We start from the raw sequence: 24041 nt of genomic DNA, 5'->3' as shown, positions 1-24041 counted from the left end.
TATGAAATATTCTGTTGTTGGGTAGCGTAGGGTATCCTAGGGCGAGCACATGGCACCGTATGCGATCAGGTTAAAACTCACCGTTGCGATCGCCCTTGAGATGTTAGAAATCATCGCCATAAATGTCTGAATACATGACAGCGTCACCCACATCAGAATTAGTTGAGTCGTCTCCTCCAGCTCTCTTCCACCAAGGCTTTTCTAAATCTGGAAACAACCACGTGGCCTGGTTCAACAATTCGTCAACAATCCTGGTGGGCAACAAACGGCCATCGACCGTAATTACAGTCTCGTCTGGAGCAATGGGTTCCAAGGTCGCGAACTGACTCGCCAACATTTCAGGCTTCATATAGTGATTTGACCGCCTGAGCAGTCGCCGCTCTAGCTCTGCCTTGGGCACATCAAGCCACACTAGCTGAACGCGATCTAAAGCGGAAAGTTGTTCTCTGTAGGCGACCTTTAACGCAGAACAGGTGATGACGGTCTCGCGGTTTTTGGCAATTGCCCGGTGCATATCCCCTTGAATTTCTAACAGCCACTGCTGACGATCTCCATCGTCGAGAGGCTGCTGCGAAGACATTTTATGAATATTGGATAACGGGTGCCGCCGATCCCCTTCTAAAAAGTCGCTTTCTAGACGCTCAGCCAGCATCCGCCCCACTAGCGTTTTACCCGAACCAGCAACACCCATAATTATCCAGACTAGCGGGCAGTCGTGCATGGGCTCTCTTCCCCGATGTTAATGACAACTTTTCCTTGCACCTGACGCTGTTCAACGTGACGCATGGCGGCAGGTACCTCATCCAGGCCAAAGGTACGATCAATAAAAGGCATAATCTTGCCAGCAACCATCAGCTCTCCCACAGTGACCAGATCATCATGATTGGGTTTCATCTCCAGACATTTCACATTGCACCCCCTGCGCTTTGCTAACCAAGGCCCCAGCAGCATTGCCTGAAAGAATGATCCGGTGGCACCCCCGATCATGACATAGGTGCCGCCCGGTTTTAAGGCAGGTAAAAAGTCAGATACCGAGCGATAGGCGGCAGCATCAAGAATGAGATCGTACTGAGACTCTGCTTGGGTGCAGTCGGTTTTGGTATAGTCGATGACGTGATCGGCACCTTGCGATCGCACCATCTCCACCTTGCTTGTACTACACACTCCCGTTACTTCAGTGCCAAATGCCTTAGCAATCTGCACCGCAAACGACCCCACCCCCCCAGACGCACCATTGATTAAAACCTTCTGCCCTGGTTGAATCTGCCCACAATCGCGCAGGGCTTGAAGCGCAGCCATGGCAGCAGCAGGCATGGCGGCAGCGACGGCAAAAGGTACGGTGGAGGGTTTTAGCACCAAGGCATCCTGTGGCACACAGACATACTCAGCAAACGCACCAAACCCATATTCGGACACATCTCCAAACACCTGATCCCCTGGCTTAAACTGCGTCACATCATTGCCAACGGCTTCTACAGATCCTGCCACATCTGCCCCAAGGGTTTTAATGTTGGGCTTCAAAATTCCGCCAAACATTAACCGGATTAAAAATGGCGTGCCACGCATCAAATGCCAGTCCCCTGCATTGACAGATGATGCATAAACACGGACCAACACCTGATTATCCTGTGGAACTGGCTTGTCCACATCCTCTAGTCGCAGGACATCGGTCGAACCATATTCGTCTTGGACAATGGCCTTCATTTTGTCACTTTCCAACGTGTTTCCTTGAACGGAGGCAGAGGTCTTTAGCGTTTGCATAATGGGTCTCTCCCATGCGAAGAGTCGTTTTGCAGATGAGCGCAGCGCAGGCTGCATAGCCAATATCAGCGCTGAGTGTCTCAAATTCTCAACTTACACTGTAAGTTTAACTTACGCTGTAAGTATGTCAAGATGTGCATCGAGCCAAATGTTTAAAAACAGCTGAATGGTGAAGGGTTAGGGTTGATCTAAAGAAAAGCTAAATGGGCAAAAAGACGAATGCCACAGATACATCCCCATCGTTTCCGTTAAACCGCGAACGGATATTAGCAGCGGCCATGCAATTGGCCGATGACCATGGCATCGATGCGCTTTCGATGCGAAAGCTTGCCCAGCAGCTGGGGGTGAAGGCTATGTCGCTCTATAACCATGTGGCCAATAAGGATGACTTGATAGACGGCATGGTGGATATTGTTGCCAGTGAGATAGAGGTGCCTGATGTGGCAGTGGACTGGAAAACAGCGATGCGCAGTCGGGCGATATCAGCCCATAGGGTCTTGTTGCGTCACCCTTGGGCAACCATGGCTATAGTGTCACGGGCCAATGTGGGGCCAGCAATGTTGCGCTATGTGGATGCCACCCTGGGCTGCCTGGTGGAGGCGGGCTTTTCATTTGAAATGGCGGATCATGTGTGGAATGCCATCGATAGCCATATTTATGGTTTTACCCTACAGAAGTTGAATTTTCCCTTTGAAGAAGCAGAGTATGTAGAGGCAGCGCAGCAGCATGTTGCCATGCTCCCAGTAGACACCTATCCTTACTTGAACAAGCTCACGCATTATGTCATGGATGGTCGGTATAACGGCATTCATGACTTTGAGTTTGGTCTAGAGTTGCTGCTTAATAGCCTCGATAGTTTTCGTAAAACCTCTGATAGTTTAGTTTAGGAACACGTTACTGCTGAATTTAGAGAAAGCTTAACAACACACTGAATGCAGATTTGCTGTTAGTAGTACTAATTTAGTACTACTAAAAAAGTGGCGCTTCTGGTCCAGGGAGAAGCGCCACTATGATTGGGTAATAGTCAGCCCTCGAAAGAAAGCAAAATGAGAGTAGAGGGGATAGAAATATTTACTCTGGTAACAACACTAGCCCATCACAACAGATGATCAAAATGATAATCAGATCCCTTCCCCGTAGGCAAAGCCATGAAAGACTCCAGCTAAGGCTGCTAACACAACAACTCTTGCTGAATATGCATGCGTTAGGGGCGCACAGCTAGCTGTATACCCCTAACATTTATGTTTGTCTTACCACTTCTTGTAGGGCAAGAATTTGCCACACATGATCACCTTCACCCGATCGCCCTTGGGATCTTCTTCCTTCTCCACATCAATGGAGAAATCAATCGCACTCATGATGCCATCACCAAACTTCTCATGGACCACTGCCTTAACCGGCATGCCATAAACCTGCATAATTTCATAGAAGCGATAAATCAGGGGGTCAGTGGGCACAAGTGGGTCTAGACCACCTTTTACAGGACACTCAGTGAGATACTCAACATATTCTGCTCCCAGGCCCAAAGCTTCAACAATTTTGGTGGCTTCTTCTTCTGAAGCACTAGCCTGACGATACAGTACTGATGCAATCCAGACTTCGTCGTAGCCTAGCTTGGCTTCCAAATCGGCAAATGATACCCCTTTGGCTTTCTTGGCTGCGAGAAACTTGGCAGAGATTTCAGAAATAGCCATCGCAAAAATCACCTCTTGATTGCAAAACTTAAACAGGAATAACGCTTAACGCAGCTCTAATTATTTAACCTGGATACGAGACTCTTCAACAGCACGGGTTTCACGGAACAGATGGTGTTCCATTTCGGCCTTAAGATCGTGGTAGGCCGGATGCTGATCGATGGTTTCTCGATCGCGAGGTCGGGGGAATGGGACTTCGAGGATCTCGTCAATGCGAGCAGCTGGCCCCCGAGTCATCATCACAATGCGATCCGACAGCAGTAAGGCTTCCTCAATACTGTGGGTGATCATGATGACTGTCTTCCGGTGTTGTTCCCAAATGCGCTCAACTTCACTCTGTAGGAAGCCACGAGTTAAGGCATCCAGGGCTCCAAAGGGCTCATCCATCAGTAAAATCTGAGGATTAATAGCCAAAGCACGAGCAATGCCGACCCTTTGCCGCATCCCTCCTGAAAGTTCATGGGGATGCTTTTTCTCCGCCCCTACCAGCCCCACTAACTGGATCTGCTCTTTAATGGTGCGAGTCCTTTGCTTGGGTGACAGCTTGGGAAAAACGGTTTCAACCGCAAACCGAATATTCTCTTCAACGGTCATCCAGGGCATCAGGGCATAGTTCTGAAAAACCATGCCTCGATCAGGACCAGGCCCTTGAATGGGGTGACCATTCAGCAATATTTCACCCCCAGTAACGGGGGATAGCCCGGCCACCATATTGAGCAATGTCGACTTACCACAGCCCGAAGGACCAATGATAGAGACAAATGTATTAGGTTCTATGTCTAAACTGATGTCTTCAATGGCGACAAAATCTCGGGTTGTCTTACCTGACAACCTACTGAAGATATCCCGTTTGCCTGCAAACACCTTGGTAACATTCCGAATGGAAAGCTGGGCCGAAGGAAATTCAGGTTCAGGAGATACGGCACCATTATTGGAATAATTGACGGAAGCAATGCTCATGCTTTACGCCCAAACGCAACAAATTTTTCTAGGGCACCAAACATACTGTCTAAGATGAGCCCAACCAGACCGATGATGAAAATCGCAACTAGAATATTCGGAATATAGAGATTATTCCATTCATTCCATATAAAGTAGCCTAACCCGGTCCCTAAAAGCATTTCAGCCGCCACAATCACCAACCAGGCGATGCCCATACTGATCCGTAAACCGGAGACAATATTGGGTAGAGCAGCTGGAATAATCACCTTAAAGATGGTCCGCAACCTTGATGCTCCCAATGTTTTGGAGACATCTAGATACTCTGGACTTACATTGGCGACACCAAAGGCTGTATTAATCAGCGTTGGCCAGATACTGGAGATCAAAATGATAAAGACGCCCGTTTTTTCGGAATCTCGAAATATGTAGAGCCCTAAAGGTAACCAGGCTAGCGGCGAGACTGGTTTTAGGAGCTGTACATAAGGGTTAAAGGCTTTGTAGGCAATGGGTGAAATGCCAATGAGAATGCCCAGGGGAACTGCGATCGCAGAGGCTAAAATGTAACCAATTGCCACACGTCGCAAACTAATTAATAAATTCCACCCAATGCCTAAATCGTTGGGGCCATTATCAAAAAAGGGATGAGTAGTCCACCACCATAGTTCTTGCAACGTTTTAGAAGCAGTGGGCATCCCTTTAGCAAACAACTTCAGGTTGGCACCAACTTCCCAAAACACTAAGAAAAGAATGAGCGAAATAACAAATAGTCCCAACGCCTTGACATTCTCATTAAGCCATGGGGACCTACTGTCAACGCCATTAACTTTATTTAAAGCTGGCTTACTTAAGGCCATGTAATCTGCACCTCCTTCAAGATCTGACCGCTGAACTTAAACACCATTTTTATCAATTTGCTCTTTGACATAAGCTGCTGGATCAGCAGGGTCAAAGGTATCGAATTCAAGGGTCTCAGTGCGGTAAATATCTTCCGGTGGGTTAAGCCCCACCTCCTGAGCTAACTCTCTAGCTAAGTCAGTTAAGAAAATATCTTTCCCGATCTGATTATAGGTTTCGCTGGTAATAACCTGATTAGCTTTACCATCCCCTTGTAAATCCCAACGCACCAGTTGCGAAGAAATCCAGTTGGCAAAACTCTGCCAGGGATATGGATCAAAGTCAATTCGATCCGGCACACTCAGGGTGTTACCTTGACCATCCTCAAAGTTACCGGTCAGCACAGCCTCAACCACCTCAACTGGCTGATTAAGAAATGCTCTCTCGGAGATTGCCTTAGCAATTTCAGGACGATTCGCCGGATCACGAGCATAGCCAGCCGCTTCAATGATGGACTTATTCAGCGCTCTAAAGGTATTGGGATTGGCATCAATCCACTGATCGCTAGCGGCAAACGCACAGCAGGGATGACCTGGCCATAGGTCTTTAGTCAGCTTAAAGATAAACCCAGCCCCTTCAAAGACGGCACGCTGATTAAAGGGATCGGGCATTAAGTAAGCGTCAATATCTCCAGCAATCAACTGGGCAATGCTATCCGGTGGCGGCACGGGGCGAATCTTAACATCCACATCGGGGTCGATACCCCCAGTTGCTAGATAGTAGCGCAGCAACAGATTATGCATGGAATAGGGGAACGGGACGCCGATGGTAAAGCCCTTAAAGTCCGCTGGACCGTTGATCTGTCCCTTATAGCGTTCGGCAACTGTAATGGCCTGTCCATTAATATTTTCAATGCTAGCGAGTTTGACACCAAAGGATGCAGACCCTAGGCCCAGGGTCATGGCAATTGGCATCGGTGCAAGCATATGATAAGCGTCCAATTCTCCAGCAATGGCAGAGTCTCGTACGGCCCCCCAACTGGGCATCTTGACAACCTCGGCATTAAACCCATACTTGGCGTAGAAGCCCAAAGGCTCGGACATAATAATGGGTGTAGCACAGGTAATGGGAATAAAACCAATCTTGAGATCCGTTTTCTCCAGGTTGGAGACATCCACCGGAGCGGCGGCATCTTCTTCTTCTGCCGCTTGCTGGGAATTAGGGCCACAGTTGCTGAGGGTCACTAGTGCCGCACCAATGGCTAAGTTCTTAAGAAACTCTCGACGGGTAAATCGGCTGTTGCGAATGGCATCGGTAAAGAACAGTCCGGCTTGGGGGCCAAAGGCCGCTGCAAACGCATTTTCAATCCCGCCCGCTTGTCTTGCCAGGGCCAGCACCAATTTTTCACGCTTTGGATCACCTTTGCCCGCTGCTTTGAGCAACAGAGTCTTGCGGAGCTCGTAGGCGTTGACATTATCGGCAGCTCGCAGCTGCTGATCCTTATACAGCCCCATCTTCATCAGGTCATCCACCATCTCCACTGGGTCCTGGGGCATGGTTTGTAAGAATTCCCAATGGGAATGGGTCAGATGAGCTCCACCACAGATGACGCAGGCCGTCTGAAAATCGGTGAGATTGCCGCGATCGCAATTTAGATTGTTCCACCCTTGATCAGTTTGTGCGGAGGTTAAAACCATAGGATTACTCACCTTAACTAGCGTTGACTGAGACTATTGGTTATCCACGTAAGTTAAACGGCGTCCAAGGGAAAATGGATAATGTCCTTTGCCATAGAACTCCACACTTGGACACGAACTAAGTTTATATGCGGGATTTGATAGTAAAATTTATACCAATCACTTCTAGGGATTACATTGGATTATTTTTTGCAAAACTAGGACTTTTTAAGTCTGTTGGCTGTTTATAGCGTTGTTTTGTTGCGATTGTTACGAATTGGGACCACTCCGCCAAACCTGTGGCGTCACGCCATGGAGCTTGCGAAATTGTCGAGTGAAATAGCCAGCATCGGTGTAGCCGATATAGTTGGCTATTTGTTTAATGGACTCAGCCGTATTGGACAATAATTGTCGAGCTTGAGCCATGCGCCGGGCAATAATCCAAGCTTTTACCGTTCGACCTGTATGGCTTTGGGATAGATTCGTTAAATAAGCAGGAGAGTAGCCCACAGCCTGAGCTACATCGGTTAAGTTAATGGGTTTTTGATAATGAGCTTCGATAAATTCGAAAACAGCGTTCAGTCGCGGACATTCAGGAAAGATTGTTTCAGCAGTAGCCTGATCCTGACCCTGGGCATCCATAAAAGATGTTGCTTGTAACCCGCGTTTAAGTTCATCTTGACGCTTTAGGCGGGATGCGATCGCATCCAAAAAAGTCTCTACCGTACAGGGTTTTGTCAAATAGTCATCTGCCCCCAAGGTCATACCCTGTCGGAGGTCTGCCATTGTTACCTTGGCCGTTAAAAAGATCAATGGAATTGCAGCTGTCACCGCGTTCTCTCTAAGGGAGGTCAACACCTCATAGCCATTCATGTCTGGCATCATAATGTCGCAAACCACCAGATCAGGACGATGTTTTGTCGCTAGTCTAACGCCAGTAGACCCATTTTCTGCGCCAATGCCTTTGAACTTTTCAAATTTCAAACAGCGGAGAAAAATTTCTCTTGTTTGGGCCTCATCTTCAATGACCAGAATCGTTTTCACCATGGCCCCTACCATCTAAGATGGAAATTAAGATAATACTCTTGCCGTTGCTGACCTCCAGGAAAAACAAATCTAACCCGTTCTAACCAATCATTTTAGACCGATGGCTCCAATAAATCAGCAAGGGCCTACCCTCTGCTGAGGGTATTTTGTATGCTTAACTAACAGGTTTAAGGGTTTTAGGAACCAGTCGTGGTGTAGTGCACTACAGTCTTGAACAGCTTTATGGAACCACGTGATGCCGCTAGCCTTTCAGAACATGACGAACTTGAGGCTCTACGTCGTCAACATCAGCTAATTCTCAACGCCGTGGGCGAGGGGGTCTATGGGTTAGACCTGCAGGGCAATGTTACCTTTGTGAATCCAGCTGCCGCTGCCATGATCGATTGGGAGATGGAGGATTTGATCGGTCAGTCGATGCATCGAGTTCTCCATCATTCCCATGCTGATGGCAGTCCCTATCCCAGGGAATGTTGTCCGATCTATGAAGTTTTCCAACAAGGGCATGTGCAAAGGGTTACCGATGAAGTCTTTTGGCGCAAGGATGGCACCTGTTTCCCGGTGGAATACATTAGTACGCCCATGCGCGACGATCATGGCGAACTGATTGGGGCGGTGGTGACCTTTCGCGATATCAGCCAACGCAAGTGGGCTGAGACGGTCTTGCAACAGACCAACGAAGATTTAGAACTCAAAGTAAAAAAGCGGACAGCCGAGCTCTATGCGGCCAATGAGCGATTGCGGGAGTTGAGTGACCTCAAGTCCAGATTTGTCTCCATGGTGTGCCATGAATTTCGCAATCCAATGAATAATATTGCGCTGTCAGTCTCCTCTTTAAATCGGTATGACGAAAAATTATCGCAGTCGCAGAAAAATCAATATCTTGTGACTATTAAAGAGAATGTTGAGCGCATGACTCAGATGATCGACGATATTTTAGTGCTTGGTAAATTGGAAGCCAAGCGCTTATGCCTCAACCCTGAGCCCCTAAATCTCGTCGACTTTTGTCGCAACCTGCTGACAGAACTGCCCTCACAAACGGGGCAGTTGGAATTCACTGGCAGACACAAACCTTTGATCGCGAAACTAGATCAAACGCTTTTGCGTTCAATTTTGACCAATATTCTGTCTAATGCTGTTCGCTACACCCTGGATGGCAGATCTGTTTATTTGTCTCTATTCCGCCATAAGGAACAGGCAGTTTTTGTAGTCAAAGACAACGGGCTAGGAATTCCGCCGGAAGATTATCCCCATCTATTTGAACCATTTCACCGAGGCAAGAATGTCAGCAACATTCCAGGTACTGGATTAGGCCTAAGTATTGTCAAACAGTTTGTTGATTTCCAACAGGGAAATATTCAGGTCAAAAGCCAGCTGGGCACAGGGACAACGTTTAAGGTGATTTTGCCATTGTCGTTGCCAGTTGTTGAGACCCACTCCGATCTCGGAGTCTATCCTAGACGAGACTCCGAGATCCGTCATCCGGGTTAATTAAACGCCAAACTTATCAACCTGCTCTTTCAAGTACTCATCGGCTTTGTCTGGGTCAAAATCGCCAAACTTCATCTTTTCGATCCGGGTGATTTCCTCGGGTGAATCCACACCCAGTTCTAGGGCGAGTTCCCGTGCTAGATCCGTCAAGAAAAACTCTCGACCACCATCGGCAATCTTATCCGCCGACGTGTAATCCCAGCGTACAAGCTGTGTAGTAATCCAGCTGGCAAAACTCTTCCAAGGGTAGGGGTCAAAGTAAATCCGATCGGGAATGTCAAAGGTGTTGCCCTGACCATCTTCAAACTGACCGGTCATGACAGCTTCCAGCACTGGCAAGGGCTGGTTCAGATATTCACGAGGGGCAATAGCCGCTGCAATTTCCTTACGGTTGGCTGGATTGTTGGCGTAGGTAGCCCCGTCAATAATGGCCTTGTTAAGGGCGCGGAATGTGTTGGGGTGTTCATCAATCCAATTCTGAGCAGCTACAAAGGCACAGCAGGGATGCCCTTCCCACAGGTCTTTGGTTAAGAGATGAATGAAACCAATGTCATCCTGCACCACTCGCTGGGTAAAGTTGTCGGGCAGGATAAAGGCATCGATTTGACCGGTGGCCATTTTTGCGATCGCATCTGGCGGGGGCAAAATCAACAGCTTCACATCGTTATCTGGATCCAACCCGCCAGTGGCCAGGTAGTAACGTAACAGCAGGTTATGGTTGGAATAATCATAGGGAATGCCGATGGTCATGCCCTTAAAGTCAGCAGGACCGTTGATATTGCCCAGGTGTTTGTTGGCAACGGCAATACCCTGGCCGTTGTTGTTCTCAATGCTGGCTAGCTTCACTGAGAAGGGGGTGGAACCCAAACCAAGGGACATGGCAATGGGCATGGGAGCCAGCATGTGGTAGGCGTCCAGTTCACCTGCGATCGCAGCATCCCTGACCACCGACCAGCTAGCATACTTCATCAGCTCCACATCGAGACCATGCTTCTCATAGAAGCCCAACGGCTGCGACATAATAATCGGAGTCGCACAGGTAATCGGCAAAAACGCTAGCTTCAGACTCGTTTTCTCCAACGCGCCAGCAGGGGCACTAGCAACAGACCCTTGAGGATCATCAGCAACCTCGGCTGAATCGGCACAGTTGGCCAAAGTGACCAAAGCTGCCCCCACAGCAATGTTCTGTAAAAACTTACGCCGAGTTACCTGACTGATGCGCTGAGCATCACTAAAAAACTCTCCAGCCTTAGGCCCAAAGGCTGCACCAAACGCCTGATCCAAACCGCCTGCCAGGTCAATTAAATCTCGAACCAGCCGCTCTCGCTTGGGACTACCCTTGCCCACCTTACTCACAAACAGAGCCTTTCGTAGCTCTGCCTGACTAATAGCATCAGCAGTCTCAATGGCCTCTGGCTGATAAAGCCGCATCTTAACCATATCATCGATCAAATCAGCCGGATTTTGGGGCATCTCCGACTCAGCCATCAAACGCCAGTGGTCCTGAGTAGAATGATAACTTCCACAAACAACGCAGCGTGGCGGAATGGTACTAGTCCCACCATATTGGCAAGAAAGACTATCCCACTGGCGGAACTGATCCGTGACCGATTTCATATTAATTTTTGGGTAGAACTAAAGCCTGATTACATCTATTAGAACGGTTAATCTATCTTATTTTAGTATCAACGGATACCGTTTTACAGACTTTGATTTTCGTTACAACCCTCAGTGTCCACTGCCTGCAAGGTCGGCTAAGTGATGCATTCAAAGGCTATATTGCCTAAACTTGAATGTCCCCTCCGGTCAAGCAGCCTGCAGGAGGGCAATCAATTCTCACCCTCCCAATTTGAGACTATTAGGCAACCGATAAAGCGGGTTGCTGCTTCATATCAGCCAACATCTTCTTCAGATGCTTGAGAGCGGGAGTCACAATCGCCACAAAATAAGCTTCCCGCAACTTACGCTCTGCTGGGCTACCATGCACATAGGCTCTGGCTCCCGCATGCAGCATGGCCGCTTGAGCAGACCGTAACGAGAGTTCTGCACCGGTTACCCGGGCTTGAATAATCTCGCGATCCAGTTGTGGATCAGCCAACCCTGTACATTCATTCAGCTGGTCAGCCAGGCTGTAGGTATGCAACCGAGCCATGTGCAAAGCATCAGCCAGGTCTTCAACTTGATCATCCAAATAGCAATTTACATGACCCAGACGCTTATTAGACCGACGCATCAGCTCAATACAGCTATCGGCTAATCCTAACCCCATACCCATCTGGGTCAAGATAAATCCAGGGCGAATGCAGGCGACATACTCCTCACAGGGAGATGCCAAAACCCACTCATCTGGAACAAAGGCATCGCGGAATACACAGCTATAGGTACCTGTCCCTTCCAGGGCAATAAAGTGAGCATTAAGCCGCAGCGACATCCCCTCTAGCGCATCGGAAACAAGCGCCATCATGTAGTCTTCCGAATCAGCCAGTTTGGCGGCAATCCCAAAATAGTGGCCAGGCCCCAAATTAGACACCCAGGGCAGCAGGCCGTTGACGATGTAGCCACCGTCCACACGCGTTGCCGTCAGGGCAATTTTCTCAATATCGGCAAAATGCTTCATGGGGTTTGATAACCCAGTACCGGCTAGCACCTGACCCGTCGCGACTTTAGGCAGCATCTCTGCTTTCAGCGTCGTGTTCTGAGTGTTTTCTAAGTACCAGGTGCAGGCCACCTGACACCAGGTAATAAATCCGGTTGAAAGACAGTCTTTAGAAATTTCTTCAATGCTTTGAATCGCTGTTTTCAATCCTTTACCCGACCCCTGGTAGTCGGTGGACACTGCATGGGCAAAGGCATGGGTAGTCCCTAGCTGGTGCATAATCTGATCCGGATACTCTCCTTTGAGATCAATGTCTTGCACCTTAGGTGTCAGCACTTGATTAATTACAGTGCGTAGGTTAGCAATGGCCGGATCTGAATCTAAGGTTGCCGAAGATGCCTTATGATTCGATGATTTTGAAATGGTTTGCATGGCGATGCTCTATAAAAGGCCGATGTATTGAGTTGGGCTGATAAAGCGGTATGTGATGATCGCTGGGTTAGATTTTTGAAGCTTGAAAACCTAATGGAGACCTAACGATGCCAAAATATTGTATTGGTTGCCAGAATCGACATTACCCAAACGAATATACGCAAGAAATGCCCTAAGCCAGAGACGAAAAGGTTAAAGAGAAGTTTCCGGAGTTTCTACCGTGAGAAACTCCGACTTTAGATAAATTTAATCCAACAGTTCCAATTAAACCGTTGAAACCGATACCGGCATAGGGTTGCTTAATGTCGCAGACACCGGTGACCATGTATTCGCATGGGTCACCATTTCCTCTAGCACTGCCCGGTCAGCATCACCGTCGATGTCTACCTTAACGCGGACATCAGTAAACCCAGCCTGAGGCTTGGCCAGTTCTCCAGTCCCCCAGGTGCTAACAATGTTGATATCGCCTTCTAGGGCAACTTCTAGCTTAGTTAAGGTAACGCCTTTTGCAGCGGCATTGGCCTGAATGCCCACCACCAAGCAGGAACCCAGGGCTCCCAACACAATCTCAGATGGGTTGGGTGCGGTATTATCTCCCAAAAGAACAGGCGGTTCATCAATGGCAAATGCGTCCAGATCACGGGCGTAGTTAAGGCTGCGAAACTTGCCTGTGCAGACAGTTTTAACTTTTAGGGTTTTATCGGCAGGGTTGGCCTTATTCTTAGCGGCTAAATCTGTTAGACCGTCTTGAGGAATGGGGGTAAGCGGTGCCTTTACCTCAGCGGTTACGGTAGTTGCTTCGGCCATGATTTTATCCAAGTAGAATGATCACTCTACTTAAGATACAAGAAACTCCTGGGAGGTGAAAGGTCAATGTTATTGATTGATAAAAATAGAGAGCACTGAGAGCCCCAAGAAAATCCTAGTTTTCCAAAAGTTCGTCCCATCTACCTGGCACGCTGAGGGGTATATATAGGGAGAATGAACTCCGAATTCACTCTTTGACTGATTACTCAGGATTCTTGCCCATGTCAGCTTCGAAACTGGTCCCCCCATTTACCTATGAGATTGCTGTTAAAAAAGTTCGTATGGCAGAAGATGCCTGGAACAGTAGAGATCCACAGCGGGTTTCCATGGCTTACTCAGAAAATAGCCACTGGCGCAATCGGGCTGAGGTTTTTCAGGGACGAGATGCGATTCGAGAGTTTTTGACCCGAAAATGGGATAAGGAACTGGATTATCGTTTGACTAAGGAGATGTGGGCCTTTGGTGAGAATCGGATTGCGGTGCGCTTTCAGTATGAATGGCACGATGATGCCGGTCAGTGGTATCGCGCCTATGGTAATGAGAATTGGGAATTTGACGAGGATGGGTTAATGCGTCGCCGAGAGGCGAGCATTAACGATAAGCCCATTACTGAAGAAGAACGTCGCTTTTTCTGGCCTGCGCCCGGTCCTCGTCCAGACGATCACCCGGGGCTGATAGATTCTCCAGAGTAGTGCGATCGCACCAACTATAATAATGGGGCACTGCCCCGCAGGGTGCCTGCCAATATTCCTAGGGGAACTCCCCATAGACCAGGGATTCTGTTGCCATTGTTAATAATCACCCCCATCACAAAGAAGACACTGTGAGAACAGATCTGACGAACAGAACTAGTCTCCTCCGGTAATCCTATCCAGGATGTTTCATCGTCCTCAGGCCCATGGGCTCTGGGGACGTCATAACGTAGCCCTATTCTTCGTAGCGTTGCTGGCGAGGCACATAGAAACTGGCAATAATGGCCATGCACAGCCACCAGAGGGTGCTGACCTGGGGACGATACCAGACGGTATCGACTAAACCGTGGACCAACATACCAGAACAGGTTGCGATCGCGCCAATTAGCCAATAGCCCTGCCCATTCATATCCATCCGCAGACGCCGTAGCTGGTGTAACCCTTGATATAAGGTTGTTCCTAACATCCACAACAGAGCCGTAAAGCCAATAATGCCGGCCTCAACCAGGGTTTCTAGAAAAATTGAATAGGCACTCAAAGCAGTGTAGTTAGGACGCTGGTAGAACGGATAAACTCTGTTAAAAGCTTCATTACCAGGGCCAATGCCAATGACAGGCCGCGCCCGGATCATATCCATCACCCCTTCCCACACATTAATGCGGAAGTTGTTGCTGCTGTCTCCCCGACCGGCAAACATGGTCATAGCCCGTTCACGCACCGGGCCAACAAACAGCACGGCAAATACAACCAAACCGGCCATTAACCCCAACAACATCGGTAGTGCCCATTTCTTCCAAAAAGATGGAAACAGTTCACTCCACCAGTACACCAGCAGCACTGCCAGCACAAAAAATAATCCCAACAGCCCTATCCAACCGCCACGGCTGTAGCTCAACACCAAACAGGCAAGATTTAGAAAAAAAGCAATGGCTGCCAACACCTTAGGTAGCCAGCGGGGCCATACAAAAAAGGCGCTAACGCTCATGGCAACTGCAGGCATCAGATAGGCTGCCAACAAATTAGGATTTTTTAGATAGCTATAAACTCGAGTTGCCCCAGATAAATTAGTGGTCGGATCCACCCAGGTGGCCAGGGCCTCAGCTCCAAAGAAATATTGGCGCATACCATAGACCGCTACGGGTAAAGTCGCCAGCACATAGACAGAGACCACCCCCGTACGCAACTTTGGCTGCCGCAGTATCCGTGCCAGCAGCATAAACAGCAACAGATTCAAGGTGAGCTTAATCAACCCAGAAACGGCGGCAGCTTTGACCGGCGACAGGGCCGTAGCTAATACCATGGTGGCCCAGTAAAGGGTGACCCCCAGATGAATAGGCGTGAGCCAACCGTTGGCCTCATCGCTGACTGTGAGGAGAAACCACAGCGCTGCACAGGCCACCAGCAAAATACCAATGAGGGTGGTGGAGGTATAGGGAGACAGTACCAGCAGCACCGCTACGATAGCAGCTGCTATCAGGTCACCATGGGGCAGTAGCCCGCTACCCTGACGCCATTTACGTAATGGCGTCAGCAGCCAATGGATAAGGCTCACCTCTCGCCACTGCTGTAGCGAAAGCTGACCAAAGGTAAGGGTACGCAGCACTGAGTCAATCATTGAGGCACTGTCCTAGAGCCGACCACAAAATATGCGCCTTATAGTAGCGGGCAACGGTCGTTCTCTCAAGACAGGGAGCGTAATCCTTGCTCACAAAGTAAAGAATTTAACCAAGCTGCCTCATCATCACTTACAGATGGCACAGGGTCTTGCTGGTAATCCAGCTTTAGGTCATATCCTGAGCGCTCGTAAATTTCATCTAATAACCGCTGTAGATCGACTATGGGAGCCTGATCGTCTGGTCGTAACGGTAGCTGAAAGGATGGCACCTGCTCCGTTACGTTAAATTTATAGAGTTCTACTTGGGGTCTTAAATCACTACGACTGACTAAAACCCTGTAATGACTATGCAGGCCATCTCCAAAGACTGGCATGGGTTCATAGGCTCGCAATAAATCGATCTCGACTAAATTAGTCGAGCTACTGAGTACCCGCTCCCGCTTATTTTCGTAAGTTTGTCGCCCCCGCCCTGGTTGTTTGTTGATGGGTGATAGTAGCTCAATGCAGGTAGACAATCTACTAGGCATCCTAAAAAGCATTGTTTCGTAGGGTCAAGTCCTTGTGATTGCCTTGTGCCTTTGAGCTACTGCCAGTTACGCTACTCATCATCAGGTGGCAAAGCCAATGGCTCAAAGGTTTTGGTATCGTCTTGACTAGGCTGATGGGCCAAATCGGCAGATTCTAAGCGTTCTAAAATTGGTAGCAGTTCGGCAAAGTCACGCACGCCGAGCTGTTCCATATCGTCAAGGGTAATAGTTTCATCAGAAATGCTGCCCCGCTGTTGTAAGAATAGTCGTACCCGCTCTTCCTTAAATGTCAGGGCAGCCCGTTCCTGTAACTTAGGTAGGGCCGTTTGCAAACTTTGTTTCAGAATGTCTGGCGTAATCATCTCCGCTTCCAGATCTGCGGCGGTGGAGAGCACAATATTACCGAGACGGTTAAACAACCGAGGTTTCCCCAGAGAAACTTTGCAAAACTGAGCAGCGGTTTCTGGCAAAAACGGCAACACACAGCGAGGATCTTCTGGATCAGTGCAATCGTTATCGATACGCACACTACTGAGATAGTTGATCAGCATTTTATAGGTGGTCTCAAAGTCCAATTCCTTCAACTCCAGGCGTAGGTCAAATAGCCCCCGCTCTGTCGTTAATAAATCCCCGGTCATACTAATTGGGTGGCCTGTCAGCAGGTACCAGGCTGGACCTTTAAGCATTCCCTGGGCGTCATACATAAGCTGGCGAATCCGGCTAGGATTTTGCTTGTCTAAATCATCAATGGCAATAACAACCCCGTTGGGATATTTCTTTTTCGCTCTATCTAAGAGAATATCCAAGCTAATAGAGGGATATTCTGGTGCTTCTATGGGTCGGTCTTTTTCACTGATTTTACCCACCAGTCCCATGTTGCCACCAGCTTCAGAGCTACGTTCCTTTTGGGTTTTGGCGGTGGGGATACCCATTTTATAGAGCTGTTGCTGTGCCCAATCATCATCAGGCATTTCCTGGGCTAGAGCAATCAGGGCAGTGGTGGCCAGGTCGAGGTCAGGGGGTAATGAAATGTAGCTGGTGAGGGTTTTGGTGAGTTCTTGCCTGAGCACAGATAGGATTTCTAATAGAAATGCACTCTTGCCAATGCCAATGCGGCCATAGATCAAAATTCGACGTCGTTCACGCCCCTGGAATTGGTTAAATACCTGACCCAGTTCCTTTTCTCTACCCGTGAAAATTTTGGTTAGTGTTTGGCTTTCTAGGTCAATGGGACTTTCCGTAAACGGGATTTCGGTTAGGCCTAGACGGCGGATATTGTCCCGAGACTTTCTGAAAATTTCCCTGGGATTACTCATGCAGGTATCTCCATAGGGTGCGGCTCTTTCAAAGTAAAATTTTGTCATGAAGAATATGGACTCCAGTAGGTTCTGGTATGTATTAGGAAGTCAGAGTATAGACTTATCCATTTTTTGAGAGATAGGTTATAACCTGGTTTGTTCTACGAACATTCTCATCAGTCATGTCTTCTACCATAGAACAAAAGACCTTTGAACAGGCCTACGAGCAGTATCAGGAGCTTATCAAGACGTTGAGTTCAGAGGATGCTCAAGACTGGGAACATGGCGAGATAGAACGCTATATCAATGAGCATGGCACCGAACTGCTCAGACGATTATTGCAAGGACATCTAGACTTACGCTACCAACAAGAGAGCTATCAAAGCGAAGTCTATGGGACCGATGGAGAAAAGCGACCGCATCGTCGCAAACGGACCCAGCGCCAACTCGAAACTCTGTTCGGTGGAGTGGTCGTCCCCCGTGTGGGCTACAGCACGCAAACGCCTAATGTGAGTGCCCTCTATCCGAGCGACGGGAAGCTCAATTTGGCCCCTGATAAGTATTCTGATGAGTTGCGACGGCGTGTGGCCGAAGAGGCCTCGAAAGTATCGTTTTCCGAAACCAGTCAAACCATTGCCAAAACCACGGGTGGACAGGTTGGCAAGCGTCAATGCGAAGAGGTGACGGTGTCAGTGGCTCAGGACTTTGAGGACTTCTATACCCAACGCAGTGGGACCGAGACTGCGGCTGCGGATGATTTATTGGTACTCACCACCGATAGCAAAGGCATCGTCATGCATCCCGATGATCTCAGAGAGGCGACGGCTAAAGCAGCACAACAATCGGCACAATCGCATCAGACTCGCTTAAGTCCCGGTCAAAAACGCAATCGCAAGCGGATGGCGATGGTGGCCTCCGTCTATCATGTGCCCCCCTATTCCCGTCAACCTGACGATATTATTGGTGACCAGAGAGAGCCGCCCAAGCGACCGTCTATCAGTGACAAACGGGTGTGGGCTAGTGTTAGGCAAGATGCCAAGAGCATGATTGCCAGTGCCTTTGATGAGGCCATTAGTAGAGACCCTGAGCATCAAAGAACTTGGGTCGTGCTGGTCGATGGTGAACTCCATCAGTTGAATACGATTAAAGCCACCGCCAAACAACACTCTGTGGCGGTAACGATTGTGATCGATTTCATTCATGTGTTGGAATATGTTTGGAAAGCCGCTTTTTGCTTTCATGCCTCCGGCAGTGAGGAGGCAGAACGGTGGGTACAGGAGCGAGCCTTACGGATCCTCAACGGCCAAGCCAGTGACGTAGCAGCAGGGATTCGACGTAGTGCCACCCTGCAAAATTTATCCAAAAAGAAGAGAGAGAACGCAGATAAATGTGCCGACTATTTGTTGAAGTATCGCCCCTTTCTGCACTATGACCAGTATTTAGAGCAGGGCTATCCGATTGCCTCAGGCGTGATTGAAGGGGCTTGCCGACATTTGGTTAATGACCGCATGGCCATTACTGGGGCTCGTTGGCGACTTGACCGAGCTGAGGCCGTCCTCAGAATTAGAGCGCTCAGGGCCAGTGATGATTTCGATGAGTATTGGGAGTTTCACAAACTGCAGGAATTCAAACGCAATCATGTCAGCAAGTTTCAAGATCCTGAAAGATTGTTGGCATCTTAATTGCTTTACTTAAAAAGAGCCGCACCCTATTACTTTCCTAATTTTAGGCACCCTCTATATCTAACCCGAAGCCCTCCGTGAACCTTAGTGTCCGTGGAGGGCTTCTTATTTGAAGCGAGGCTGTAGTATCGCGTAGGCAGAAAAGGGATGGCTCGAAAGTGAGCGATCGCACATCCACCTGTAACAACGATCACAAAACGTCCATCGGAATTGATAGGCAGCCCGCTGTTTCCCTACTCAGAACAAACAAAACAACGTTCATCCACCCCCTCGGAGTTCGAACGCCCACCGACACACTCACACACCTATCAGGACTTTATCTATGAAACTCACTCATCTTGGTGCATCCTACACTCCCTCTGCCCAGACTATTGAAACCATCGAAACCAATACTGAGCTGTCCTTTATGGGTCGCACCTTCAAAATGAGAGCCCCCAAGGCCATGCCTGCTCAGTCTGCTGCTCGTAGCCTCACCTATCGCGGCATTCGCTACAGCGGCTAAGCCAAATTCCAACGTTCGATACAGCACAGTGAACGGCCTCTGACAGCAGTGTCAGGGGCTTTTTTATTGGCTCTTGAGACACCTGTGATGCCCGTCACCACAGTTACTCAGCCAATCTCAGAAACGCCTTAACCAACCTTCAGGTATCGGTCAGATAGCGTTCAGCTAGCCCCGGCATTCTTGTAATCAATGAAGTTCATTCACTGATTCCCAAGGAGCTTTAACCATGAAACGCACACTTCTTTCCGCTTTAACTGTTCTCGTTGCTTCCGCTGCGATCGCACCCGTTGCCTCCGCCATTGAGCCCGCTAACTTCAATATCCAAGAAGCCCGCCTCGAAGCACTCGACCGTCGCACTAAGAATTCCGTCCACAAGCTACGCCTTGAGCATCTCAACAACCAGACTAAGGCCATCGAAGATATCCAAGCCGCTCGTCTGGATGCGCTTGATGCCCGCACCAAGGCTATCGATAACATTCAAGAAGCCCGGCTAGATGCTCTGGATGCTCGTACTAAAGCTGTTGAAAATATCCAAGCTGAACGTCTAAATGCTCTGGATGCTCGCACTAAGAACAGCGTTCACAAGCTACGTCTTGAGCACCTCAACAACCAAACCAAAGCGGTTGAGGATATTCAAGCCGCTCGTTTGGAAGCGTTGGATGCCCGGACAAAAGCTATCGACAACATCCAGGAAGCTCGGCTAGATGCTCTGGATGCTCGTACTAAGTCTATCCGCTAACAGATTGCTGAGCTGTTGCGGTACTAAGCTCTAACAGGCTTGGGTGCCCGGTACAGACTCCGTTAATCTGTGAAGCTTCATTATTTTCAGGGCACCTTTTTTCTCATCAGACTCTCCTACATACATACTCCAAGCCTCTGCCAACAGGGTAGGGGCTTTTTTGTGGGAATGGAAAGCATTACTCAATGGTCACCAGGGGTAACTCATCCCAATGGGTGGTGTAACACTGGGAGAAATACTCTGACCGCATGCCCCATGTCGGAGCCAGCCCCATTGCACCATATTTCACCGCGTCCGGAGATAGCTTGCTATTAATCTGGTCCAGCGTTGCCATTAGTCGGGCTCGCTTTTCATTATGGACTGGTCCACCCAGCAGGCTACCTTGGACTTCATCGGCCTGCACAATCACCTTTGCCTTGAGATAGTCATAGCCGGGCTCGTAGGCCATTTCTGCCAGCTGCATAGCAACCTGAATTAATCGGCCCGTGTCGTTAGTGGGTGGGTCTAGCTGCACCGTTCGCGCGGCTGAATATTGGTTCTCCTTTCGGTAATAGCTGGTGCGCATGATGACGGTAAAGTAACCGGCTAGCAGATTATCCTGGCGAAGTTTTTCGGCACAGCGGGTGGTGTATGTGGCGAACTGACAAGTCAGCGCTTCGCTATCGCTTCTTTCAAATCAGACAGTTCAGTGACCAAGTGGCCAAAGGATCGTGACACAATGCGCATTTTTTTGGGCGGAGCCACGGGTTCCATGGCAAAGCAGGGGGTGCCCCGCAGTTCCAGCACTGTCCGCAGGCCAAAAATGCCAAATCGTTTTTTGATCCAGCCATCTCGTGCCTGCTTTAACTGGAGTGCGGTTTTAATGCCTGCCTGAAGCAGCTTCGCTTTGTTGCGACGGCCAATGCCCCAGACTTCGCCCACATCGATAGTTGCTAGCAAGCCGTCTACATCGTCTATGGTTTCGAGGTTAAGGACGCCGTTGGCGGTTTGCGATCGCTTCGCTACATGGGCCGCGATCTTGGCCAGGGTTTTGGTGGGGGCGATGCCGACAGATACTGGAATATTGGTCCACTGCTTGACGGTGCGGCGAATGGTGTGGCCATAGTCGGTTAAATCCAGGTGGGTAAAGCCACCCAGGCCGAGAAAGGCTTCGTCAATGGAGTATTGTTCTACTTCAGGGCTAAATTATTGTAGGGTCTCGATCACCCAGCGAGACATGTCTTTGTAGAGAACCGGGTTAGATGAGAAAACGTGCAGGCATTTTTGTTGTACCAGGTGGCGAATGGAGTACAATGTTGCCTGCATGGGAACCAGTTTTTTGGCTTCGGCAGAACGGGCAACAACACAGCCATCATTGTTGGATAATACCGCTACTGGCTTACCTTCCAGGTCTGGCCGAAAGACTCTTTCACAGGAAACGAAAAAGGCGTTGCAATCTACAAGGGCTAACATTTTGTTACCCTCATGAGAACTGACGGATTAGGGATGTGACAACACCCCAGAGGTCTATGGGACGTGATTCGTCAGTGCTTAAACGGGTGACCATCAGTTCGCCGTCTTGGACAGCGACGACTAGGGTGCCGGGTTGACCGGTAAGGGAGCGATAGCGTAAGCGCTGACTTGTCAGTTCGACGATGAGTAAATCGCCGGATTGGACATCGTCATGGGTGGCCATATTGTCGGCCACTCGCATTAGAAATTTGGCGGCTGAGCGTTTGATCAGGTACTGGTTGAGGTCAAGGCGCTGCTCGATGGCATCACCTGGGATAGGAAATTCCATGGGAACGATGGATGACGATAGTTCATTTGTATCAAATGCAGTGGCTTTCTGCCAAGGGTAGAGAGGGGAGAAAGGGAGATCGGCATATTGCGGCCCCTCTGCCCCCCTGCTCCCCTGCTCCTAATCTACTCGTACTCGACGGGTCAAAATAGCCATCACCTCATTGGGCCGACCGGTTGCCAGAGGACGGCTCCAGTCGTTGGGTTCGGCATAGTTGAGTTTGAATAGGGTAGCAATGGTATTTTGCACAGCGTTTAGGGGGCCAAGCATCATCAGTCGTACATCCTCGTACTGATACTCGGGTAATCGCTCTTCACGATTAGGCGGATCGGTGGGCGCACCTGCGCCCTGGGTTGGGTCGATAAACATGGGCTCTGATCTCCATATGGATAACGGGTAGGAAACCAGAGCGCATAAAGTAGCCACCCCGTGTGTATATGCAATCCGGGGTGGCAACAGGTACCATAAACCTGCGCTCCCAGGTTGTCGCCGCAACGTGGGGGTGAAGCCGCCGGTTTGGTGTTACCAGCACCAGCCGGTGGCGCTAAATTATGTGCTCTGTAGTGGGGTCGGTGAGGACCTTAGGCATAGGGTATACATTGAGGATCTGCCTAGTCAAGGGGGTAGGGAAATTGGTATTTTGGGCGTTCTGAAATGGTTAGGACAGATTTCTGATCGATTTTATAGGGTTTGAGTTACTTTGCTTGACGATTCGTGGGGGTCAGGCGATCGCTGAAACCCTTATTTTTTGGTTGAACCCCACGAATGCATTGGCACATAAGAGCTTTAGACGTTTTCCACAGGTGGTAATTGCCAATGATTCTTAAGTATTTGGGAATGAGCTTGCCCCCTACGAAAAGTGGGGTCTATAATGCTCTCAGAATAAGGGTTCTAGGACCCGGCCCTCATGACTTCTCTCGAAGTCGAACTAATGGAAACTTAACTCGGGTTACGCGCACATGGCGTAAACCAAGCTCATGACTTCTCTCGAAGTCGAACTAATGGAAACGCAAGCTTTGTGAGATTTCAGTTACTGCAGAGTTATGCTCATGACTTCTCTCGAAGTCGAACTAATGGAAACCGGCGTCTTGCTCCGTTGGCTTTATGTTTGTTACAAGACGGTGAAGTAGAATCCGGCACACTTACCTACCAAGAGTTAGATCAACAAGCTCAAAATATTGCAGCCTATCTGGGGCAGCGGGTGAATGTGGGGGATCGTGCTCTGTTACTTTACCCATCTGGGTTAGAGTTTATTGCCGCGTTTATGGGCTGTCTATATGCAGGTGTGGTGGCAGTCCCAGCCTATCCCCCCCGACGTAACCAAGACCTGCCATAAAAGCGGTACCGCTCGTCCACAACAGACCACCGACAGGTGAATCATACAATAGCGATTCCACAGCACTGTCGTATCCAACGCCAGATACAGTTAATGAGACTGCCAGTGAGTGAGTGCTAACAAAACCAGAGGTAGATACAATCCCTTGATATCGATGACTCGATTCATGAAAAAGCGAGACCATCGACGTTCAAAGCTTTGAGCCTGAGTTGTCCGACTGGGGACATACGGCTCCCAAGCGGCGGGGTTAAGTTGGCCACTACAGATGAGCGCACTGACCATCCAAGCCAACGTTTTCAAATGCCGAAAGTCTTTATAACAGCTGTGTTGACGTAAGAAGGTTAACAATTGATCATACAGTTGGGTCGAGGGTGACATGCATCTCAAGCTTAATGCCCGATATGAAAAGAGTATTTTTAGTAAATCATACAGTTGGGTCGAGGGTGACATGCATCTCAAGCTGATGGTTTGGTATTTTCAGCTTTGCATGCGCTTTGCTCATTTTCTGGCTGACCCTTATGTATGCTGGGTTATAGGCATTTATGTCAGTCAGTCAGGCGTGTGGGTTTAATTTACGAAAGTTAGTCCGTTTC

Annotated in this window: 25 protein-coding genes and 2 pseudogenes; 8 read left to right on the top strand and 19 right to left on the bottom strand. The window is 49.0% G+C overall.

Going from position 1 to position 24041, the window contains the following annotated elements:
• Nucleotides 1-103: 103 nt before the first annotated feature.
• Nucleotides 104-721: a gluconokinase, GntK/IdnK-type gene (locus DXZ20_RS18620; protein WP_163699777.1), complete on the bottom strand. Its 618-nt coding sequence runs from the start codon at nucleotides 719-721 to the stop codon at nucleotides 104-106.
• Nucleotides 703-1761 (bottom strand): NAD(P)-dependent alcohol dehydrogenase, encoded by a 1059-nt coding sequence (locus DXZ20_RS18615; RefSeq protein WP_250565825.1) that lies wholly within the window; start codon nucleotides 1759-1761, stop codon nucleotides 703-705. The genes DXZ20_RS18620 and DXZ20_RS18615 overlap by 19 nt, the downstream gene beginning before the upstream one ends.
• A gap of 203 nt (nucleotides 1762-1964) precedes the next feature.
• Between DXZ20_RS18615 and DXZ20_RS18610 the strand changes: the two genes are divergently transcribed.
• Nucleotides 1965-2648, top strand: coding sequence for a TetR/AcrR family transcriptional regulator C-terminal domain-containing protein (locus DXZ20_RS18610; RefSeq protein ID WP_250565824.1), 684 nt, complete (start codon nucleotides 1965-1967; stop codon nucleotides 2646-2648).
• Between the two features lie 363 nt (nucleotides 2649-3011).
• On the opposite strand, the gene cynS is transcribed toward DXZ20_RS18610, so the two are convergent.
• From cynS to DXZ20_RS18585, 5 genes are all read right to left on the bottom strand, one after another.
• A complete protein-coding gene (gene cynS / locus DXZ20_RS18605; protein ID WP_163664436.1) occupies nucleotides 3012-3455 on the bottom strand; it encodes a cyanase in 444 nt (147 codons plus the stop codon).
• Nucleotides 3456-3515: 60 nt separating this feature from the next.
• The gene (locus tag DXZ20_RS18600; RefSeq protein WP_163699776.1) at nucleotides 3516-4415 is read right to left on the bottom strand and encodes an ABC transporter ATP-binding protein; all 900 of its coding nucleotides are present in this window, start codon (nucleotides 4413-4415) and stop codon (nucleotides 3516-3518) included.
• Entirely contained in the window at nucleotides 4412-5251 is an 840-nt protein-coding gene (gene ntrB / locus DXZ20_RS18595; protein WP_250564935.1) for a nitrate ABC transporter permease, read from the bottom strand. Before ntrB ends, DXZ20_RS18600 begins: the two co-directional genes overlap by 4 nt.
• 36 nt (nucleotides 5252-5287) lie before the next feature.
• A complete protein-coding gene (locus DXZ20_RS18590; RefSeq protein ID WP_163664432.1) occupies nucleotides 5288-6928 on the bottom strand; it encodes a CmpA/NrtA family ABC transporter substrate-binding protein in 1641 nt (546 codons plus the stop codon).
• Nucleotides 6929-7177: 249 nt separating this feature from the next.
• On the bottom strand, nucleotides 7178-7954 hold the full coding sequence (locus DXZ20_RS18585; protein ID WP_163699774.1) for a response regulator transcription factor: 777 nt from the start codon (nucleotides 7952-7954) through the stop codon (nucleotides 7178-7180).
• Between the two features lie 222 nt (nucleotides 7955-8176).
• Between DXZ20_RS18585 and DXZ20_RS18580 the strand changes: the two genes are divergently transcribed.
• The gene (locus tag DXZ20_RS18580) at nucleotides 8177-9442 is read left to right on the top strand and encodes a PAS domain-containing sensor histidine kinase (RefSeq protein WP_163699772.1); all 1266 of its coding nucleotides are present in this window, start codon (nucleotides 8177-8179) and stop codon (nucleotides 9440-9442) included.
• On the opposite strand, the gene DXZ20_RS18575 is transcribed toward DXZ20_RS18580, so the two are convergent.
• From DXZ20_RS18575 to DXZ20_RS18565, 3 genes are all read right to left on the bottom strand, one after another.
• Entirely contained in the window at nucleotides 9443-11059 is a 1617-nt protein-coding gene (locus DXZ20_RS18575; RefSeq protein WP_163699770.1) for an ABC transporter substrate-binding protein, read from the bottom strand.
• 241 nt (nucleotides 11060-11300) lie between these two features.
• Nucleotides 11301-12470: an acyl-CoA dehydrogenase family protein gene (locus DXZ20_RS18570; RefSeq protein WP_163664424.1), complete on the bottom strand. Its 1170-nt coding sequence runs from the start codon at nucleotides 12468-12470 to the stop codon at nucleotides 11301-11303.
• A 264-nt stretch (nucleotides 12471-12734) separates the two neighbouring features.
• On the bottom strand, nucleotides 12735-13277 hold the full coding sequence (locus DXZ20_RS18565; protein WP_163664422.1) for an OsmC family protein: 543 nt from the start codon (nucleotides 13275-13277) through the stop codon (nucleotides 12735-12737).
• A 221-nt stretch (nucleotides 13278-13498) separates the two neighbouring features.
• On the opposite strand from DXZ20_RS18565, the gene DXZ20_RS18560 reads away from it, so the two are divergent.
• Nucleotides 13499-13969: a nuclear transport factor 2 family protein gene (locus tag DXZ20_RS18560; protein WP_163664420.1), complete on the top strand. Its 471-nt coding sequence runs from the start codon at nucleotides 13499-13501 to the stop codon at nucleotides 13967-13969.
• 235 nt (nucleotides 13970-14204) lie between these two features.
• On the opposite strand, the gene DXZ20_RS18555 is transcribed toward DXZ20_RS18560, so the two are convergent.
• The 3 genes from DXZ20_RS18555 to DXZ20_RS18545 form a co-directional block, all read right to left on the bottom strand.
• Entirely contained in the window at nucleotides 14205-15584 is a 1380-nt protein-coding gene (locus DXZ20_RS18555) for an IctB family putative bicarbonate transporter (protein WP_163699768.1), read from the bottom strand.
• Between the two features lie 65 nt (nucleotides 15585-15649).
• Entirely contained in the window at nucleotides 15650-16111 is a 462-nt protein-coding gene (locus tag DXZ20_RS18550; RefSeq protein WP_163699766.1) for a DUF4058 family protein, read from the bottom strand.
• 71 nt (nucleotides 16112-16182) lie between these two features.
• Nucleotides 16183-17427: an AAA family ATPase gene (locus tag DXZ20_RS18545; protein WP_163699764.1), complete on the bottom strand. Its 1245-nt coding sequence runs from the start codon at nucleotides 17425-17427 to the stop codon at nucleotides 16183-16185.
• 164 nt (nucleotides 17428-17591) lie between these two features.
• Between DXZ20_RS18545 and DXZ20_RS18540 the strand changes: the two genes are divergently transcribed.
• The 3 genes from DXZ20_RS18540 to DXZ20_RS18530 all read left to right on the top strand — a co-directional run bounded on the left by DXZ20_RS18540 (nucleotide 17592) and on the right by DXZ20_RS18530 (nucleotide 20332).
• A complete protein-coding gene (locus DXZ20_RS18540) occupies nucleotides 17592-19091 on the top strand; it encodes an ISKra4 family transposase (RefSeq protein WP_163697845.1) in 1500 nt (499 codons plus the stop codon).
• Between the two features lie 322 nt (nucleotides 19092-19413).
• Complete coding sequence (locus DXZ20_RS18535; RefSeq protein ID WP_163665517.1) at nucleotides 19414-19593, top strand: DUF4278 domain-containing protein; 180 nt, start codon at nucleotides 19414-19416, stop codon at nucleotides 19591-19593.
• A gap of 226 nt (nucleotides 19594-19819) precedes the next feature.
• Entirely contained in the window at nucleotides 19820-20332 is a 513-nt protein-coding gene (locus DXZ20_RS18530) for a hypothetical protein (RefSeq protein WP_163699762.1), read from the top strand.
• Nucleotides 20333-20510: 178 nt separating this feature from the next.
• On the opposite strand, the gene DXZ20_RS37600 is transcribed toward DXZ20_RS18530, so the two are convergent.
• On the bottom strand, nucleotides 20511-20984 hold the full coding sequence (locus DXZ20_RS37600; protein ID WP_250566144.1) for a DUF4113 domain-containing protein: 474 nt from the start codon (nucleotides 20982-20984) through the stop codon (nucleotides 20511-20513).
• Nucleotides 20981-21271 carry a DNA polymerase Y subunit UmuC family protein gene (locus DXZ20_RS37595; protein ID WP_250566266.1) on the bottom strand — a complete coding sequence of 97 codons (291 nt, stop codon included), beginning with the start codon at nucleotides 21269-21271 and terminating at the stop codon, nucleotides 20981-20983. The genes DXZ20_RS37600 and DXZ20_RS37595 overlap by 4 nt, the downstream gene beginning before the upstream one ends.
• Nucleotides 21272-21319: 48 nt before the next feature.
• Here DXZ20_RS37595 and DXZ20_RS38260 point away from each other — a divergent pair, with 48 nt between their 5' ends.
• Complete coding sequence (locus DXZ20_RS38260) at nucleotides 21320-21445, top strand: hypothetical protein (RefSeq protein ID WP_284681762.1); 126 nt, start codon at nucleotides 21320-21322, stop codon at nucleotides 21443-21445.
• On the opposite strand, the pseudogene DXZ20_RS37590 reads toward DXZ20_RS38260, so the two are convergent.
• The 3 genes and pseudogenes from DXZ20_RS37590 to DXZ20_RS18515 all read right to left on the bottom strand — a co-directional run.
• Nucleotides 21401-21784 (bottom strand): annotated as a pseudogene (locus DXZ20_RS37590) (Y-family DNA polymerase); the annotation flags it as partial. The gene DXZ20_RS38260 and the pseudogene DXZ20_RS37590 overlap by 45 nt on opposite strands.
• 10 nt (nucleotides 21785-21794) lie before the next feature.
• Entirely contained in the window at nucleotides 21795-22112 is a 318-nt protein-coding gene (locus DXZ20_RS18520; protein ID WP_163665513.1) for a LexA family protein, read from the bottom strand.
• Nucleotides 22113-22232: 120 nt separating this feature from the next.
• On the bottom strand, nucleotides 22233-22481 hold the full coding sequence (locus DXZ20_RS18515; protein WP_163665511.1) for a hypothetical protein: 249 nt from the start codon (nucleotides 22479-22481) through the stop codon (nucleotides 22233-22235).
• Between the two features lie 730 nt (nucleotides 22482-23211).
• Here DXZ20_RS18515 and DXZ20_RS18510 point away from each other — a divergent pair.
• Nucleotides 23212-23442: pseudogene (locus DXZ20_RS18510) on the top strand (AMP-binding protein); the annotation flags it as partial.
• A 96-nt stretch (nucleotides 23443-23538) separates the two neighbouring features.
• Here the strand turns inward: DXZ20_RS18510 and DXZ20_RS37585 are convergent.
• On the bottom strand, nucleotides 23539-23826 hold the full coding sequence (locus DXZ20_RS37585; RefSeq protein WP_250564996.1) for a hypothetical protein: 288 nt from the start codon (nucleotides 23824-23826) through the stop codon (nucleotides 23539-23541).
• Between the last annotated feature and the right edge of the window lie 215 nt (nucleotides 23827-24041).

Source organism: Adonisia turfae CCMR0081 (assembly GCF_011009555.1).
Classification (GTDB): domain Bacteria; phylum Cyanobacteriota; class Cyanobacteriia; order Phormidesmidales; family Phormidesmidaceae; genus Leptothoe; species Leptothoe turfae.
This window is presented reverse-complemented; position numbering and strand designations above follow the sequence as displayed.